This is a genomic window from Stenotrophomonas sp. TWI1149 (genome assembly GCF_039673155.1).
Taxonomy (GTDB): domain Bacteria; phylum Pseudomonadota; class Gammaproteobacteria; order Xanthomonadales; family Xanthomonadaceae; genus Stenotrophomonas; species Stenotrophomonas maltophilia_AA.
In genome coordinates this window covers 12,467-29,150 of sequence record NZ_JBDJLB010000011.1, presented here as the reverse complement: position 1 = coordinate 29,150, position 16,684 = coordinate 12,467, and the positions used below count along the sequence as shown (strand labels likewise).

Annotated in this window: 15 protein-coding genes; 3 read left to right on the top strand and 12 right to left on the bottom strand. The window is 66.4% G+C overall.

Annotation, left to right across the window (positions count from 1 at the left end):
• Nucleotides 1-21: 21 nt before the first annotated feature.
• The 5 genes from ABE424_RS13435 to ABE424_RS13415 all read right to left on the bottom strand — a co-directional run bounded on the left by ABE424_RS13435 (nt 22) and on the right by ABE424_RS13415 (nt 8,156).
• A complete protein-coding gene (locus ABE424_RS13435) occupies nt 22-2,853 on the bottom strand; it encodes a 2-oxoglutarate dehydrogenase E1 component (RefSeq protein ID WP_346492666.1) in 2,832 nt (943 codons plus the stop codon).
• 185 nt (nt 2,854-3,038) lie between these two features.
• Nucleotides 3,039-3,947, bottom strand: coding sequence for a GNAT family N-acetyltransferase (locus ABE424_RS13430; RefSeq protein WP_346492667.1), 909 nt, complete (start codon nt 3,945-3,947; stop codon nt 3,039-3,041).
• Nucleotides 3,948-3,961: 14 nt separating this feature from the next.
• Nucleotides 3,962-5,365 (bottom strand): cupin domain-containing protein, encoded by a 1,404-nt coding sequence (locus ABE424_RS13425; protein ID WP_346492668.1) that lies wholly within the window; start codon nt 5,363-5,365, stop codon nt 3,962-3,964.
• Nucleotides 5,366-5,428: 63 nt separating this feature from the next.
• Complete coding sequence (purB, locus tag ABE424_RS13420; RefSeq protein WP_346492685.1) at nt 5,429-6,796, bottom strand: adenylosuccinate lyase; 1,368 nt, start codon at nt 6,794-6,796, stop codon at nt 5,429-5,431.
• A 37-nt stretch (nt 6,797-6,833) separates the two neighbouring features.
• On the bottom strand, nt 6,834-8,156 hold the full coding sequence (locus ABE424_RS13415) for a hemolysin family protein (protein ID WP_346490291.1): 1,323 nt from the start codon (nt 8,154-8,156) through the stop codon (nt 6,834-6,836).
• 295 nt (nt 8,157-8,451) lie between these two features.
• Between ABE424_RS13415 and ABE424_RS13410 the strand changes: the two genes are divergently transcribed.
• A complete protein-coding gene (locus tag ABE424_RS13410) occupies nt 8,452-9,864 on the top strand; it encodes a class II fumarate hydratase (protein WP_346492669.1) in 1,413 nt (470 codons plus the stop codon).
• A gap of 80 nt (nt 9,865-9,944) precedes the next feature.
• On the opposite strand, the gene ABE424_RS13405 is transcribed toward ABE424_RS13410, so the two are convergent.
• From ABE424_RS13405 to ABE424_RS13375, 7 genes are all read right to left on the bottom strand, one after another.
• Nucleotides 9,945-10,370, bottom strand: a complete 426-nt coding sequence (locus ABE424_RS13405; protein WP_179458541.1) for a hypothetical protein — start codon at nt 10,368-10,370, stop codon at nt 9,945-9,947.
• 93 nt (nt 10,371-10,463) lie between these two features.
• Nucleotides 10,464-11,072, bottom strand: a complete 609-nt coding sequence (locus ABE424_RS13400) for a DUF2884 family protein (RefSeq protein ID WP_346490290.1) — start codon at nt 11,070-11,072, stop codon at nt 10,464-10,466.
• Nucleotides 11,073-11,102: 30 nt separating this feature from the next.
• Nucleotides 11,103-11,984, bottom strand: coding sequence for a hypothetical protein (locus tag ABE424_RS13395; RefSeq protein WP_346492670.1), 882 nt, complete (start codon nt 11,982-11,984; stop codon nt 11,103-11,105).
• A 27-nt stretch (nt 11,985-12,011) separates the two neighbouring features.
• Nucleotides 12,012-13,040 carry a hypothetical protein gene (locus ABE424_RS13390; RefSeq protein WP_346492671.1) on the bottom strand — a complete coding sequence of 343 codons (1,029 nt, stop codon included), beginning with the start codon at nt 13,038-13,040 and terminating at the stop codon, nt 12,012-12,014.
• Complete coding sequence (locus tag ABE424_RS13385; protein WP_346492672.1) at nt 13,037-13,912, bottom strand: ABC transporter ATP-binding protein; 876 nt, start codon at nt 13,910-13,912, stop codon at nt 13,037-13,039. Before ABE424_RS13385 ends, ABE424_RS13390 begins: the two co-directional genes overlap by 4 nt.
• Complete coding sequence (locus tag ABE424_RS13380) at nt 13,909-14,271, bottom strand: GntR family transcriptional regulator (RefSeq protein ID WP_019185943.1); 363 nt, start codon at nt 14,269-14,271, stop codon at nt 13,909-13,911. The genes ABE424_RS13385 and ABE424_RS13380 overlap by 4 nt, the downstream gene beginning before the upstream one ends.
• 2 nt (nt 14,272-14,273) lie before the next feature.
• Nucleotides 14,274-14,528, bottom strand: a complete 255-nt coding sequence (locus ABE424_RS13375; protein ID WP_179458546.1) for a hypothetical protein — start codon at nt 14,526-14,528, stop codon at nt 14,274-14,276.
• 528 nt (nt 14,529-15,056) lie between these two features.
• Here ABE424_RS13375 and ABE424_RS13370 point away from each other — a divergent pair.
• Both ABE424_RS13370 and ABE424_RS13365 read left to right on the top strand, forming a co-directional pair.
• Nucleotides 15,057-15,599: a glutathione peroxidase gene (locus tag ABE424_RS13370; RefSeq protein WP_346492686.1), complete on the top strand. Its 543-nt coding sequence runs from the start codon at nt 15,057-15,059 to the stop codon at nt 15,597-15,599.
• A gap of 84 nt (nt 15,600-15,683) precedes the next feature.
• Nucleotides 15,684-16,664: an FKBP-type peptidyl-prolyl cis-trans isomerase gene (locus ABE424_RS13365; protein ID WP_346479815.1), complete on the top strand. Its 981-nt coding sequence runs from the start codon at nt 15,684-15,686 to the stop codon at nt 16,662-16,664.
• Nucleotides 16,665-16,684: the final 20 nt, after the last annotated feature.

The following is a 16,684-nucleotide window of genomic DNA, read 5'->3' as shown; positions in this document are numbered from 1 at the left end:
TTTCTAGAATGAGGGGGAGAGTTATTCAGCGACCGAGTCGTTGAACGGGTTGACCAGGGCATCGGCGATCAGCTTCTGCTGCTCGATGATGTGGTCAGCCATGTGTCCAGCGGCCGGCGATGCCGAACGGGCGCGACCTGCGTAATGGATGCTCTGGCCATCGGCCAGGCAGGCCTGCAGGTGGTGGCGGATCTGGTACCAGGCACCCTGGTTCTGCGGTTCTTCCTGACACCACACCACATCGACCGCCTTGCCGTACTTCTTCAGCTCGGCCGCCAGTGCCACGCGCGGGAACGGATACAGCTGTTCGACGCGGATGATGGCGACATCGTCCTGGCCACGCTTGGTCTGGTCTTCCAGCAGGTCGTAGTAGACCTTGCCCGAACACAGCACCACGCGCTTGACCTTCTTGGCGTCTGCCTTGGCATCGCCGATCAGGTGCTGGAACTCGCCGTTGGCCAGTTCGTCCAGGGTCGACACGGCCAGTTTGTGGCGCAGCAGCGACTTGGGCGACATCACGATCAGCGGCTTGCGGGTGGTCATGCGCATCTGGCGACGCAGCATGTGGTACGCCTGCGCCGGGGTCGACGGCACGCACACCAGCATGTTCTCGAGCGCGCACAGCTGTAGGAAACGCTCCAGACGCGCGGAGCTGTGCTCCGGGCCCTGGCCTTCGTAACCATGCGGCAGCAGCAGGGTCAGGCCGGTGATGCGGCCCCACTTGGCTTCGCCGGCAGCGATGAACTGATCGATCACGACCTGGGCGCCGTTGGCGAAATCGCCGAACTGGCCTTCCCAGATGCACAGGGTGTTCGGATCGGTGGTGGAGAAGCCGTACTCATAGGCCATCACTGCTTCTTCGCTGAGCAGCGAATCGATGATGGTGGCCTGTTCCGGCGACTCGACCAGCTGACGCAGCGGCAGGTAGTAGTTGTCGGTCTTCTGGTCGTGCAGGATCGCGTGGCGGTGCGTGAACGTACCGCGGCCGACGTCCTGGCCGACCAGGCGCAGGTTGTTGCCTTCGTCGAGGATCGTGGCGTAGGCCAGGTTCTCGGCAAAGCCCCAGTCGCCCGGGATCTCACCGGCGGCCATCTTGCGGCGGTCGTCGTAGACCTTGGCCACGCGCGAATGCAGTTCCACGCCTTCCGGCACGGTGTTGATCATCTGCGCCAGCTGCTTGACCTTCTCCATGCCCACCGCGGTGGTGATGGCATCGGAGAGCTTGCCGTTGAGCAGCTTGGGCCAGTCGACGTACATCTTGCTGGTGGCCGGGGTCTTTTCGACCTGGGCCAGCTCGGTGGTGACTTCACCGGCATCGAGCTTGTTGCGGTACGCATCGACCAGCGCCTTGCCACCGCCGGCTTCGATCACGCCGGCAGCTTCCAGCGACGCCGCGTACAGCTCGCGGGTGGTCTGGTGCTTGCGGATCACCTGGTACATCAGCGGCTGCGTGATCGCCGGTTCGTCGGCCTCGTTGTGGCCCCAGCGGCGGTAGCACATCAGATCGATGACCACGTCCTTGCTGAACTTCTGGCGGAACTCGAAGGCCAGCTTGGCGGCAAACACGACCGCTTCGGGATCATCGCCGTTCACGTGCAGCACAGGCGCGGCGATCATCTTGGCCACGTCGGTGCAGTACAGGGTGGAGCGCGAGTCTTCCGGGTTGGAGGTGGTGAAGCCGACCTGGTTGTTGACCACGATGTGCACCGTGCCGCCGACGGCGAAGCCGCGGGCCTGGGACATCTGGAACAGCTCCATCACCACGCCCTGACCGGCGAAGGCCGCGTCGCCGTGGATCAGGATCGGCATGACCTGCTTGCGGGCGGTGTCGCCACGGCGTTCCTGGCGCGAACGGACGCTGCCGGCCACGACCGGGTCGGCGATTTCCAGGTGCGACGGGTTGAACGCCAGTGCCAGGTGGACGGCACCACCGGCGGTGGCCACGTCGGCCGAGAAGCCCATGTGGTACTTCACGTCGCCGGCGGAGGCGTGGTCGTCGTGCTCGAACTTGCCTTCGAACTCGTCGAACAGCTTGCGCGGGCTCTTGCCGAGGGTGTTGACCAGCACGTTCAGGCGGCCGCGGTGGGCCATGCCGATCACCACGTCCTTGACGCCATCCTTGCCGGCGTCACGGATGATGGTGTCCATCATCGGGATCAGCGAATCGCCGCCTTCCAGCGAGAAGCGCTTCTGGCCGACGTACTTGGTGTGCAGGTAGCGTTCCAGACCCTCGGCAGCCGTCAGGCGCTCCAGGGTGCGGCGCTGGGTCTCTGCGTCCAGGTTGTAGTTGCCACCGGCCATTTCCAGACGCTGGTACAGCCACTGGCGCTGCTCGACCTCGGAGATGTGCATGAATTCCGCACCGATCGAGCCGGTGTAGGTCTTCTTCAGGCGCTCCAGCAGGTCGCGCAGTTTCATGCGCGGCTGGCCGGCGACACCGCCGGTGCTGAACTCACTGCCCAGGTCGCTTTCCGACAGGCTGTGGAACGGCAGGCCCAGATCCGGCGGATTGGTCGGCGCGGTCAGGCTCAGCGGGTCCAGGCGGGCACCGAGGTGGCCACGCGAACGGTAAGCGGTGATCAGGCGGCCGACATTGCGCTCGCGCTCGTCGCCGGCACGGGCGGCGGTGCCACTGTTGACGGCCTTCTTGGCGGCGTCGGCAATGTGGGCGATGACGGCCGAGTGCGGAATATCACCGGCTTCGCGGCCCTGGAAGCCGTCGAAGTAGGTCTTCCATTTGGGATCGACACTGTCCGGAGAAACGAGGTACTGCTCGTACAGATCCTCGATATAGGAGGCGTTGCCGCCGGCGAGCTGCGAAGATTGCGCAAACTGCTTCAGTTGATTGTCCACGATGGAGAGTCGGATTCGCTTGTGGGGTAAGGCTTCGATGATCCGGCAGGGAAAAGTGAATAGCCCTGCGCGGGCGGTATCTAACACCCCAAATTGTACCCCCATCGAGACAGGAAGGGGCACCGTACGGTCCAGTGCGGGGACCGCGGTGTCATTCCCAGACAGGTTCGGGAGCGTGTGGTGAGCTACAGGCCCAGCGCGCGAAGTTCGCTGCAATCACGCGAACGTTCCCATACGCGCTGCAAACCCTCCCGCAACGGTCGCGAACGTGCCGGTTGGGCCAGCCCGGCCTCGCCATCGAAGCGATGGCCGCTCAGACGAAAGTAGTAGTCGCCGGCATCGTTGAGCAGGCAGGCCGATGCGGTGGCGCGGTCGATCGGATCGCTGACCTCGCGCACGCGGAAGACGCTCGGCAGGCGCTGGAGCAGGCCCAGCACGGGCGAGCCGGCCTGGCGGATGGCGGCGCTGTCGTGGACGATCAGCCACGCCTGCTTGTCATGGCGTGCGGTGGCGTAGCGGCGCAGGGCTTCGAGCACCGGCGATGCATCAAGCAGGCCGGGGTCGAGCTGGCGGCTGTGGATCCAGAGCTGGCGACGGGCGCGGTGGACCAGCGCGGTGGTGATCGCCACCGCCTCGTCGGCCCGTGCGATCGCGACCGGCCCCGACAGGGCCAGCCGCATGTGCTGGTGGGCGATGCCGGCCTCTTCGAACACCTCGCCGTCGGGCAGGAAACCCTGCCGGGTGTAGAACACGCGGGCCGGCAGCTGCGCGTGCAGCGCGACCTCCCGCCAGCCCCGGGCCCGGGCCTGGTCGAGCAGGGCCAGCAGCAGGGCTTCGCCGACGCCCTTGCCGCGCCAGGCCGCCAGCACCGCCATGCGCCCGATCCGGCCGTCCGGGGTGAGCCGGCCGGCGCCGATCGGGGAACCGGCGGCGTCGCGGGCCAGGACGTGCACGCTCAGGGGATCGAGCGCGTCGATCTCCAGCTCGGCGGGTACCTGCTGCTCGTCGACGAACACGGCGGACCGCACCCGGTGCAGCGCTTCGTGCTGCGCCGGGTAGTCGACCACGTCAACGTGAAAGCCGGAGGCGGTCATGGCGGGCAGGGCGCTCAGCCGCGCGGGGGCGCGTCCTTGCCGTCGGGCTCGTCGCTGTCGTCGAAATCGATGACGACTTCGATGCCGTCGTCATGGATGGTGACTTCGTGCACGTCGGCCTCGACGGCCTCGTCATCGACGACGTCGACCGCGTCGGTGCCATCGACGATGTCGTACTCGGCGACGTAGTCGTCTTCGTCCTCGAACCCGGCGTCATCCACCAGCTGGTAGAAGCCGCCGGCAACCAGCGCCTGCACGGCGTCACGGCCCTTGGCCGAGAGCTTCTGGTAAAGCGCCGCGCCGACCTGCTCGGCCCCGGCCAGCACCTGGGCGTCCTTGACCGGCAGGGCGAAATCCAGGCCGCTGCAGTACAGGCTGGCGCCCCGCTTGGCCCGGCGCCAGGCCAGGCGCGCCCACGGGTGGCGCTGCAGTTCCACGCCGGCGCCGAGGGCGGCTTCGATCTCTTCGCGCGGCAGCGGTTCGCCATGCGCCATCACTTCCCCGGCGGCGCGGTAGGTGGTGATGAAGCGGCCGAACCAGTCACCGAGCTTGTCCGGGTCGTTCATGCGGATCGCATTGAGCGCCTCGACCACGCGGTTCATCGAGACCACGTCGATTTCGTTCGGATCTTCCGGGACCTTCAGGTCCGGATCCTGATAGCGGATGGACTCGTCGGCGGCCTCGATCAGGGTATCGAGGTAGTCGCTGATCAGTTCGGCCGAGGCCGGGGCGCGCATGCCGAAGGAGAAGGTCAGGCAGGGGTCTTCGGCGACGCCGTTGTGCGGCACGTTCGGCGGCAGGTACAGCATGTCGCCCGGGGCCAGCACCCAGTCGTGGGTCGGCTTGAAGCGGCGCAGCAGCTTGAGTTCGACGTCGTCGCGGAAGTCCAGCGGCGGGCGCTTGCCCTTGATGGATTCGCTGGCGTCGATCTGCCAGCGGCGGTGGCCGTAAGCCTGCAGGAGGAAGACGTCGTACTGGTCGACGTGGGCGCCGACCGAACCGCCGGTGGCGGCGAAGCTGATCATCACGTCATCCATGCGCCAGCGCGGCAGGAAGTCGAAATGGCTGATCAGGGCGCGCACGTCGGCGTCCCACTTGTCCACGTCCTGGACCAGCAGGGTCCAGTCGTGGTCGGGCATGCCCGGGAACTCTTCTTCCTGGAACGGGCCGGTACGCACGCTCCAGCCATCGGTGGCGCGATCGTGCGTGATCAGGCGCGACAGCGCGCCTTCCTCGCAGGCCAGGCCGGCGAGGTCTTCGGGCTGGACCGGCGTTTCGAAATCGGGGAAAGCGCCGCGGATGAGCAGCGGGCGCTTCTGCCAGTAATCGCGCAGGAAGGTGGCGGCGGGCATGCCCAGCGGCAGGCCGGGGCGGGCCTGGACTTCGATGGCGGGAGTTTTGATTTTGCGTGCGGCCATGGGGGAGATCCTTGCAGCGTGTAGACGGAAATTCGGGGGCGCGGCGGTGCCGCGCCCGGGCCCTCAGATCGCCCTGGCCAGATCCGCAGCCAGGCCGATGTAGCCGCCCGGGGTCAGGGCACGCAGGCTCTGCTTGGCGTCGGCCGGCAGGTCCAGGGATTCGACGAAGGCCTGCATCGATTCGGTGGTGATGCCCTGGCCGCGGGTGAGGGCCTTGAGCTGTTCGTAGGGATTGGGCAGGCCGTGGCGGCGCATGACGGTCTGCACGGCTTCGGCCAGCACTTCCCAGGAGGCGTCGAGGTCGGCGTCCAGGCGCTCCGGGTTCACGGTCAGCTTGCCCAGGCCCTTGGCCAGCGAATCCAGGGCGACCTGGGTGTGGCCGAAGGCGGTGCCGACCGCGCGCAGCACGGTGGAGTCGGTCAGGTCGCGCTGCCAGCGGCTGATCGGCAGCTTGGCGCTGAAGTGCTCGAACAGGGCGTTGGCGATGCCGAAGTTGCCTTCGGCATTCTCGAAGTCGATCGGGTTGACCTTGTGCGGCATGGTCGAGGAGCCGACTTCGCCTTCCTTGAGCTTCTGCTTGAAGTAGCCCAGCGAGATGTAGCCCCAGACGTCGCGGGCCAGGTCGATCAGGATGATGTTGGCGCGACGGGCGGCATCGCCGATTTCGGCGACGTTGTCATGCGGTTCGATCTGGGTGGTGTACGGGTTGAACACCAGGCCGAGGCTTTCCACGAAGCGCTGGGCGAAGGCCGGCCAGTCCACGTCGGGGTAGGCGATCACGTGGGCGTTGTAGTTGCCCACCGCGCCATTGATCTTGCCGGTCAGCTCGACCGCGGCGATCTGGCGGCGCTGGCGCTCCAGGCGGGCGACGACGTTGGCGACTTCCTTGCCCAGGGTGGTCGGCGAGGCGGTCTGGCCGTGGGTGCGCGACAGCATCGGCTGGGCAGCCTGGGCGTGGGCGAGGGTACGCAGCACGCCGGCGATGTTGTCCAGCGACGGCAGCAGCACCTCCCGGCGGGCCTGCTCGAGCATGAGACCGTAGCTGAGGTTGTTGATGTCTTCGCTGGTGCAGGCGAAATGCACGAACTCCAGCGCCGGGCCCAGCTCCGCATCGGCGGTGAGCTGTTCCTTGATGAAGTACTCCACGGCCTTGACGTCGTGGTTGGTGGTGCGCTCGATCTCCTTCACCCGCGCGGCGTGAGCCGGGGCAAAGTCATCGGCCAGGGCGCGCAGGCGCGCGGTGGCGGCGCCCGAGAACGGCGCCAGTTCGACGATGCCCGGCTCGTTGGCCAGTGCCAGCAGCCATTCCACTTCCACCTTCACGCGGGCCTTGATCAGGCCGTATTCGGAGAAGATCGGGCGCAGGGCGTCGACCTTGCCGGCGTAGCGGCCATCGAGCGGGGACAGGGCGAGCAGGGCGAATTCGGACATGGCAGGGCGCAGGTCGTTGGCAGCGGGGGCCGTCATTCTACGCTGCCCCGGCGTCCTCGGCCTGTGCCATGCGCACCGTCACCGCCTGGATCCGGTGCCCGGCCATGCGCTTGATGGTGAACAGGTGCCCGTCGATCTCCAGCTGCTCGCCCTCCTCGGGCAGGCGCTGGAGCTGGTGCACGATCAGCCCGCCGACCGAATTGAGGTGGTCCGGCGCGGCCAGGTCATGCCCCAGCAGTCGCTCCAGCCGGAAGATCGAGGTCGAACCGGCCACCAGCAGGGTGCCGTCCGCGCCGCGGGTCGGGGCGTCCTTGACGATATGCGGGTGCTCGTCCTCGATATCGCCGACCACCACTTCCAGCAGGTCTTCCAGGGTGAAGTAGCCCAGGATGCGGCCGTGCTCTTCCACGCACAGGGCGAGATGGGTGGTGCCGGTGCGGAACCGCTCCAGCACCAGCGGCACCGGGGTTTCCAGCGCGATCAGGTTGGCCGGGCGCAGCAGCGGGCGCAGGTCATCGGTCGGGTTGCCGCGGGCGATTTCCACCAGCAGGTCCTTCATGTGCAGGATGCCCAGTACTTCTTCGCCATCGCGGTCGAACCAGGGGTAGCGGCTGTAGCGGCTCTCGGCGAACTCGGCCATGACGTCGGCCAGGCTCATGCCTTCGCGGAACGCGCGCATATGGTCGCGTGAGCGCATCAGGTCGCCCGCGACCAGCTCGGGCAGTTCCAGCGCGTGGCTCATCAGGGTGAGGTCCTGGTCCGGCGCGGTGCCCGTGGGCTGCTGGCGGCCCACGATGAGCTTGAGCTCCTCGCGCGAGTAGCGGTGCGAGGTGTGCTCCACATCGCCCCAGCCGGCGAGGCGCAACAGGGCGTTGGCGCTGTTGTTGAGCAGCCAGATCGCCGGGTACATCGCCCAGTAGAACAGGTACAGCGGCGCGGCCGTCCACAGCGACATCGCTTCCGGGCGGCGGATCGCCATCGATTTCGGTGCCAGTTCGCCCAGCACGATGTGCAGGAACGAGATGATGCTGAAGGCGATGATGAAGGCGGTCAGGCGCGAGGCTTCCGGGGTCAGCCCCAGCGTATCGAACAGCGGTTGCAGCAGATGCGCGAAGGCCGGTTCACCGACCCAGCCCAGGCCCAGCGAGGACAGGGTGATGCCCAGCTGGCAGGCCGAGAGATACGCATCCAGGTGCGCGTGCACGTTGAGCAGGAGGCGGCCTCGCCAGCCGTTGTTTTCGGCCAGGCCGACGGCCTGGGTGTGGCGCAGCTTGACCAGGGCGAACTCGGCGGCCACGAAGAAGCCGTTGAGCACCACCAGCAGCAGGGCGAGTACGAGGAGCAGGAGGTTGCCGATCATCCGTGGCCCCGCAGCGGTGCTGCCAGGGGCGGAACGGCACCCGCGGTCACCAGGGCGGTGAGGGCGGTCATCGGTGCGTGCGCGGCGGCACGCCCGGTACTACTGTCGGGATCGTCACCCATGGGGGCGGCAGGCTGTCTGAATGGAAACGAATTCCGAGTCTAGCCGATCCATCGCGGCCTTGGGTTTCAACGGCGCTTGGGAGTATCGTGATGCGAGCCGACAGCCAGGGAATCAGGCCCGTTGCCAGCCGCAGGTTCCCTTTCATCCACGAAAGATGTGCGGAGTTGAAGCAATGAGCAAGGGTTTCAGGATTGAACACGACAGCATGGGCGAACTGCAGGTGCCCGCCGATGCGTTGTGGGGCGCGCAGACCCAGCGCGCCGTCGATAATTTCCCGGTGTCGGGCCAGCGGATGCCGCGTGGTTTCATCCGCGCGCTCGGCCTGGTCAAGGGCGCTGCCGCGAACGTCAACGTCGAGCTGGGCCATCTGCCGCGCAACATCGGCAAGGCCATCGAGGCCGCTGCGGCCGAAGTCGCCGACGGCCGCCACGATGCGCATTTCCCGATCGACGTCTACCAGACCGGTTCGGGCACCTCCTCGAACATGAATGCCAACGAGGTCATCGCCACGCTGGCCAACCGCGCCGGCAAGGCCGGCAAGACCGCGGTGCATCCCAACGATCACGTCAACCAGGGGCAGAGCTCCAACGATGTGATCCCGACCGCGCTGCGCGTTTCCGCGCTGCTCGGCGTGCATGAGCAGCTGCTGCCCTCGCTGGTGCATCTGCGCAAGACCATCGACAAGCGCGGCCGCGCGCTGCGCAAGGTGGTCAAGACCGGCCGCACCCACCTGATGGATGCGATGCCGCTGACCTTCGAGCAGGAGTTCGGCGCGTGGTCGGCGCAGTTGTCCTCCGCCCAGGATCGGATCGAAGACAGCCTCAAGCGGCTGCGTCGCCTGCCGCTGGGTGGCACGGCGATCGGCACCGGCATCAATGCCGACCCGCGCTTCGGCGCGCAGGTGGCCAAGCAGCTCAAGCAGCAGACCGGCATCAAGTTCGACAGCGCCGAGAACAAGTTCGAAGGCCTGGCCGCGCAGGACGATGCGGTCGAACTGTCCGGCCAGCTCAACGCCCTCGCCGTGGCGCTGATCAAGATCGCCAACGACCTGCGCTGGATGAATGCCGGTCCGCTGGCCGGGCTGGGTGAGATCGAACTGCCGGCGCTGCAGCCGGGCAGCTCGATCATGCCGGGCAAGGTCAATCCGGTGATTCCCGAAGCCACCGTGATGGTCTGCGCCCAGGTGATCGGCCACCACACCGCGATCACCGTGGCCGGGCAGACCGGCAACTTCCAGTTGAACGTGACCCTGCCGTTGATCGCCGCGAACCTGCTGGACGGGATCAACCTGCTCGCCAACATCACCCGCCTGCTCGCCGATACCGCGATTGCCGGGCTGAAGGTGCGCGAGGATCGCGTCCGCGAGGCACTGGACCGCAATCCGATCCTGGTCACCGCCTTGAACCCGATCATCGGCTACGAGAAGGCCGCCGCGATCGCCAAGCGCGCCTACAAGGAGCAGCGCCCGGTGCTGGACGTGGCCAGGGAAGACAGCGGCCTGTCGGAGGCCGAGCTGCGCCGGCTGCTGGATCCGGCCGCGCTGACCGCCGGTGGCATTCATGCCGGTGGTGGCGGGGGCGGTTGAGCGCACGCGGTTGCTGAAATGAAAAACGGGCCGAAAGGCCCGTTTTTTTTGGTGCGGAGCCGGCCAGCGGCCGGCACTACCTAGTGGCGGTCGGCCTGCAGATTGCCGAAGGTCTCGGTATACGCCTTGAATTCCGGGATCTTCGTGGTCAGGTCCGGCGGGATCGGCTGCATGCCCTCGGGCACCTGGATCTTCACCGAGCGCTTGGCCGGGTCCGGCGGGGCATCGGTCAGGGTGTTCTGGCGCAGCACCTGCAGCTGGCCGAACATGCCCTGCAGCATCGCCTGCTGCTCCTCGTTGAGCGGGATTTCGATCTCATCGATCTTCATGTGCCCGTTGGGCAGGATGATGATGTTCGGCGCGGGCGCGCGGCGCACGGTGACCATGCCGTCGCTGACGGTGATCTTCGGCTTGCTGCGCTCGGCGCGGTGATTGCGGTACTCCTGATCGCAACCGGTGGCGACCAGGCAGAACAGGGCGAACAGCAACAGACTCAGCTTCTTCATGAGCAGGCAACGCATGCGACGGGAGGGGAGATTGTAGTCCTCCCGCCCCCGGAAGGGCCTGCCTGCGACGCATCGTCGCAGGCAGAGGCCGGTTTACTTGCCGCAGTCGTCGATGTCGCTCTGGTCCATCGTCGCGTAGGGCTGGAAGGCCGGCAGCGCGGCCGCCAGCGCCTGCTGCCTGGCCATCATTCCCGGCAACAGGCCGCACAGCTTCTGGGCCTGGTCCTCGATCTTCTTCGCTTCATCATTCACCCGCGCTTCGATGCCCTGGGTGTCGCCGGAGAACATGCCCTTGATCGCTTCACCGGCGGCTTTCACGCCCAGATTGGCACCGGCCACGCCGATCTCCATGCCGGCACTGGCCAGCGATTCGACCTGCTTGCGGTAGTCCAGCAGCAGCGCACGCTGCCGGGCGTCCACGGCGACCGCCTTGCCATCGATGAGCAGGTCACCCTGCGGGCTGATCTCGGCCTTCGGGGATTTCCCGTTGGAGATGGAGATGTTGCCCTGGGTGATTTCCTTGCGGGCCTTGTCGGTGGCCTCCTGCACGGTCTTGCCGATGCCATCGGTATCCAGCGCGCTGGTCGCGGGGGCGGATGCGCTCTGGTCGGCGGGCGCTTTGCCCTTGCCGCTGTCAGGGGCGTTGCAGGCAGCGATCGGCAGGCACAACAGCAGGGCAGGCAGCAGCAGTCGAGTCGTCATGATGCGTATCCGTAAGAGGAGATGAGAGGCTTACTTGCCGCGCGGCAGTTCAACCCGGCCGCGCACGTTGCTGTGGCGGATGTCGCCGCTGCCGCTGTTGGCCACGCGCAGGTCGCCGCCGACGTCGCGCGCGGTCACGTCGCCGGAACCGTGGCGGTCCACGGTGACGCTGCCACCGATGTCGCGCAGTTCGGTATCGCCGGAGCCCACGGTGCCGACCCGTACGTTGCCCTTGGCCTGGCGCACAGTGGTGTCACCCGAGCCGACCACGCCGATCTCGACGTTGCCGCCGACCGTATCGAGTTCGAAGTCGCCGGAGCCGATCGTGCCGACCTTGGCATCGCCGCGGACGTTGCGCGCCGTGAAGTCACCCGAGCCGACCGAGAGCAGGTTCAGTGCACCGGCACCGTCAAGGACGACATCGCCCGAGCCGACCGCCGCGGTCACCAGGCCCTTGATGTTCTCGAGCTTGATATCGCCGGAGCCGACGTCGGCGCTGAGCGAATGCGCGCCGGTGACGCTGGCGTCGCCCGAGCCGACCTTGAGCTGGACCAGGATCGTGTCCGGCACGGTGCCGCGCATGTCCAGGTAGGCATAGCTGTTGCCGCTCATGGAGAGGCTGCGGCCTTCGCGCTGCAGGCGGACGACGAGCTTGTCGCCGACCTTCTGCTGGGTCACGGTCAGCTCGCGCAGCCAGTCGGCGTTGGAGGCGCAGGCGCGCCCCCCGAGCTGGGCCGCGCCCGGCCCGGCCTGCAGCACCAGATCGTGCTGGTTCACTTCGAACACCACTGCCTTGGCACCGGCCAGGTCGAGCTTGAGGTCACGCACTTCGTTGAACTTGCACTGCGGTTCATCGGCGAGCGCGGTCAGCGGCAGCAACAACAGGGAAGCAACAGCGAGCTTGCGGATCATGGGCGGGTCCTCGATGAAGGGCAGGGATCAGATTTCGCCGGCGCGGCGGCGCAGGCGGATGGCCAGGAACAGGAACACCACACCGAAGGCTGCACCGATCCACAGTTCCGGCATCGCGAAGGCGCCCAGCTGGTGGCTCGGGCCCAGTTCGTTGACCAGGTTGTCCATGTTGCCGTTGCTGCTGAACAGCGCGTCGCCACGGTAGAACTGGTCGGTCGCGGGAACCGCGCTGAGCAGCAGGCGGCCGACGATGTGCTTCCAGAACCAGCCACCGGTCAGGTCGAACAGGGTCATCACCTTGGTGGTGCTGACGATGATGCCGGCGAACAGCGGCAGCATCACCGCCCACAGGAACGGCTTGGTCTTGGCCCAGGCCGAGCACAGCAGCAGCCAGCCGACGGTCGGCAACGCCCACAGCAGGTAGACCGGGATCCAGGACAGGTGGCCGGCGATGATGGTCAGCGGGCTGGCCGGACCCCAGATCAGCACCATCGGGTCACCACCGTGGGCGATCACCACGATCGAGATCATCACCAGGAAGCCGAGCATGGTCAGGGCCGAAGCGATCACCGCGATGAGCGGGGCGATCAGCAGCGCGCTCAGTGCCTTGGACAGCACCGTGGACGTATCCGACAGCGGCAGCGACTTCCAGAACAGGATGCTGCGGTCGCGACGATCGTCGTACAGGGCGCCCAGGCAATAGAAGAACACCACGAAGGCGAGCACGATCAGCGGCCAGCCCGAGCTCAGGATCAGGGTCAGGTCCAGGCCATTGGCCAGGTCATGCAGGTTCTTGGCATCCAGCTTGCTGGTCAGCAGGCTCAGGTCCAGGCCGTTGATGCTGACGTTTTCGTCGTTGAGGTGGAGGCCACCGCTCTTGACCGCGCGGTGCATGGCGACCAGGCCGAACACGATACCGAGCAGGCTCATCACCAGCGAAATGCCCCCGGCGATCACCGGCGCATACAGGAAGCCGCCGCGGTTTTCCCAGTACTCACGCTTGAGCAGCCACTTGAACGCACTGGCCTTGCTGATGGGATGGTTGACGGTGTTCATGCGTAGGTTCCCTTCATGATGGCCACGAACAGATCCGCCAGCCCCGGGCTGCGGATTTCCCCCAAGGGCGTGAGCTGGGCGCGTGGCACCCCGTCGAACAGCAGGACGGTCTTGCCGAAGGGCAGGGCGCGTTCGTCGATCGGCTTGAGCGTGCGCGCGGCCTCCACGGCGTCCGCCGAGACCAGTACTTCGGTGTAGCGCTCGCCGATGTCGTCCATGTCGGTGGTGAGCACGATGCGGCCATCGCGGATGAACATCACATCGGTGAGGATGTGTTCGATCTCTTCCACCTGGTGGGTGGTGACGATGATGGTCTTCTGCTCGTCGAAGTAGTCTTCCAGCAGGCGCTGGTAGAACTCCTTGCGGTACAGGATGTCCAGGCCGAGCGTGGGCTCGTCCAGCACCAGCACCTTGGCATCGATGGCCATCACCAGCGCCAGGTGCAGCTGCACGATCATGCCCTTGGACAGTTCACGCACGCGCTGCTTGGGATGCAGCTTGGTGGAGGCCAGGAAGCGCTCGCAGCGGGCCCGGTCGAAGCGCGGATGGGTGCCGGCGACGAAATCGATCGCCTCGCGCACCTTCATCCAGCGTGGCAGCACCGCCACGTCTGCGATGAAGCACACATCGTTCATCAGCGCGTTGCGCTGCTCGGCCGGGTCCAGCCCGAGCACGCGCAGCTCGCCTTCCACCGCGGTCAGGCCGAGCAGGGCCTTGAGCAGGGTGGTCTTGCCGGCGCCGTTGGGACCGATCAGGCCGGTGATGCGGCCGGGGGCGATCGTGAAGCTGGTGTTGTCCAGCGCCACGGTCTGTTTATAGGCCTTGCGCAGGCCTCGAGCGGAAATGACGACATCACTTGCAACGGCATTCATGAGGATTTCCCCTGGGGCAGCAATTCGTCGAGGTTCAGGCCCAGGCGCTGGATGCGTTCCAGGACCAGTGGCCATTCTTCATTGAGGAACCGGTCGCGCTCGCTGCTGCGCAGCTGCGTGGCCGCTTCTTCGGTCATGAACATCCCCAGGCCGCGGCGCTTCTCGACCAGGCCTTCATCGGCCAGTTCCTGGTAGGCGCGCGAAACGGTGATGGGGTTGAGCTGGTACTCGGCGGCTACCTGCCGGACCGAAGGCAGGGCGTCGCCGGGTTTGATGATGCCGTCAAGCATCATGGCGATCACGCGCTCCTTCAGCTGGCGGTAGATCGGAGCACCATCGCTCCATTGAATATCGCTCATGGTCAGCTCCGTGGGTTCAGCGACTGCGCGAATGAGAAGTAAGGCATGGACAGGGAGCTGTGCAGCCGGCGGGGGGGCGTGGGGGCGCCGTCGGCGGTCCCTGCCTCGATGACGCCTGCGTCCTGCGGGCCTTCAAACACATTGGCGCTGGCAGCATCGCCAGCGTCACCGGAGGGGGTGCCGAACCAGCCGAGCAACAGCAGCGCCGAGGCGGCGATGACGGCTTTGGCGGAGTGGTGGTGGCGCATGCGGTTCATGGGCATCCCCTGTCTGGGTGACTGGTGTTGTATGCAACTATAACACCGGCACGCCGAAGATCAACAGGGTGAGTGACCCAACTGATGGCAGGGGGGGCATGACAGGTGCTTGTTCTCCTCAAGTCGTTGAATGTAATAGGTATTCATGAGGTGCTTGCCGGCATTGTCCGCCAGCGCACATTCATTGATGTCAATGATATGGCAAGCGGAGAGCGCATTCAGGCGATCGACCAAGGGCGGGTGCAACCGCGTGAACCCGGCCAGAGAGGTCACCGCTGACGCTGAATGCGCCTGTGCCCGGCTGCACCTGGCAATCCGCCGCAGCCCCGCACGTACCGCATCGATGGCACGCGGACCAACGGCGGACGGCGGCTAAAACGCCGGTGATATAGTGCCCGCCGCAGTTCCGGCAGCGTCCGCCGGGCCCGTTGAGCCTCTCTTTTCCCTACCTGGAGTGTCGCGATGCACCACGTGTCTCTGTTGTCGCCCGTCCGTCGCGACCGCGCTCCGCGCCGGGCCCGCGCGCCCATGCTGTTGCTGGCGCTCGGCCTGCTGGCGGGGACGTCGGCCCAGGCGGCCGATCTGCTCGATGTGAGTTATCGCCCTCTGGCTGGCAAAGGCGAGGTGAACCTGGCCAAGCAGTACGGCGGCAAGGTGCTGCTGGTGGTCAATACCGCCAGCAAGTGCGGTTTCACCCCGCAGTACGAAGGCCTGGAGGCCCTGCAGCGCAAGTACGCCGCGCGGGGTTTCTCGGTCCTGGGCTTTCCGTCCAATGATTTCAAAGGCCAGGAGCCCGGCGACGAGACCCAGATCCAGGAGTTCTGCACGCTGACCTACGGCGTGAAGTTCCCGATGTTCCAGAAGGTGGTCGTCACCGGGCCGGAGGCGACACCGCTGTATCGCAGTCTCGCCACCGCCACGGGCGTATCGCCGGGCTGGAACTTCCACAAGTATCTGATCGGCCGCGACGGCCGGGTGGTCGCGCAGTTCCCGAGCAAGGTCACCCCGGACGATCCCAAGCTGGTGGCGGCTATCGAACGTGAGCTGTCTGTCACGGCAAACAAGCGCTGACGATATCGACATCTCGGACGCGCGTGCGACAATGGTTGCTTTCGCGCCGACGTCGGCGTCCAGTCACTTCCAGGAATGCAGCGAATGAAGATGGGAATGCGCGGCGCCGCGGCGTCGGTTCTGATTCTGGCGATGGGTGCCACCGGTACCGCGATGTCGCAACAACCAGCCGCCCGCGCGGCTGTCAAGGAGACTTCCACTTTGAACTCCCAACGGGAAAAGCTCGGCTACGCCATCGGCATCGATGTGGCCAATTCGTTCGGTCCGATCTCCAGCGAGATCGACCTGGCCGCCCTGCGCCGCGGTGTGACCAATGCCTTTGAAGGCAAGCAGCCGCTGATCAGCCAGGAAGAGGCGCAGAAGACCGACGCCGCCCTGCGCCAGGCCGTGATGGCCAAGAACGGCCAGCCGGTTCCGGGCGTCGCGCCGGGCACCGCGCCGCCGAAGGTGGACCGCGAAAAGGTCGGCCTGATGCTGGGCAGCTTCGCCGTGGGCCCGTCGCTGGCCCCGCTGAAGGACGATCTGGACCTGGACGCGCTGTTCGAGGCGGTCAGCACCACGTTCAACAACGGCACCCCGAAGATGACCGCCGAGCAGGCCAAGGCCACGCTGGAAGGCTTCATGAAGGGCAAGCAGGCTGAAATGGAGGCCAAGTCCGCCGCCCAGGCCGGTACCAACCGCGTGGACGGCAACAACTTCCTGGCCAAGAACAAGACCGCGCCGGGCGTGGTGACGACCGCTTCTGGCCTGCAGTACCAGGTGCTGCGTCCGGGTTCGGGCGAACGCCCGCTGCCGACCAGCAAGGTGCGCGTGAACTACGAAGGCAAGCTGCTCGACGGCACCGTCTTCGACAGCAGCTACCAGCGCGGCCAGCCGATCGAGTTCGGTCTGGACCAGGTGATCAAGGGCTGGTCCGAAGGCGTCTCGCTGATGCCGACCGGTTCCAAGTACCGCTTCTGGATTCCGGGCGAACTGGCCTATGGCGAGCAGGGCACCCCGGGTGGCCCGATCGGTCCGAACGCCACGCTGACGTTCGACGTCGAGCTGCTGAACGTTCTTCCGTAACGGATCTGGAGCCCCACCGC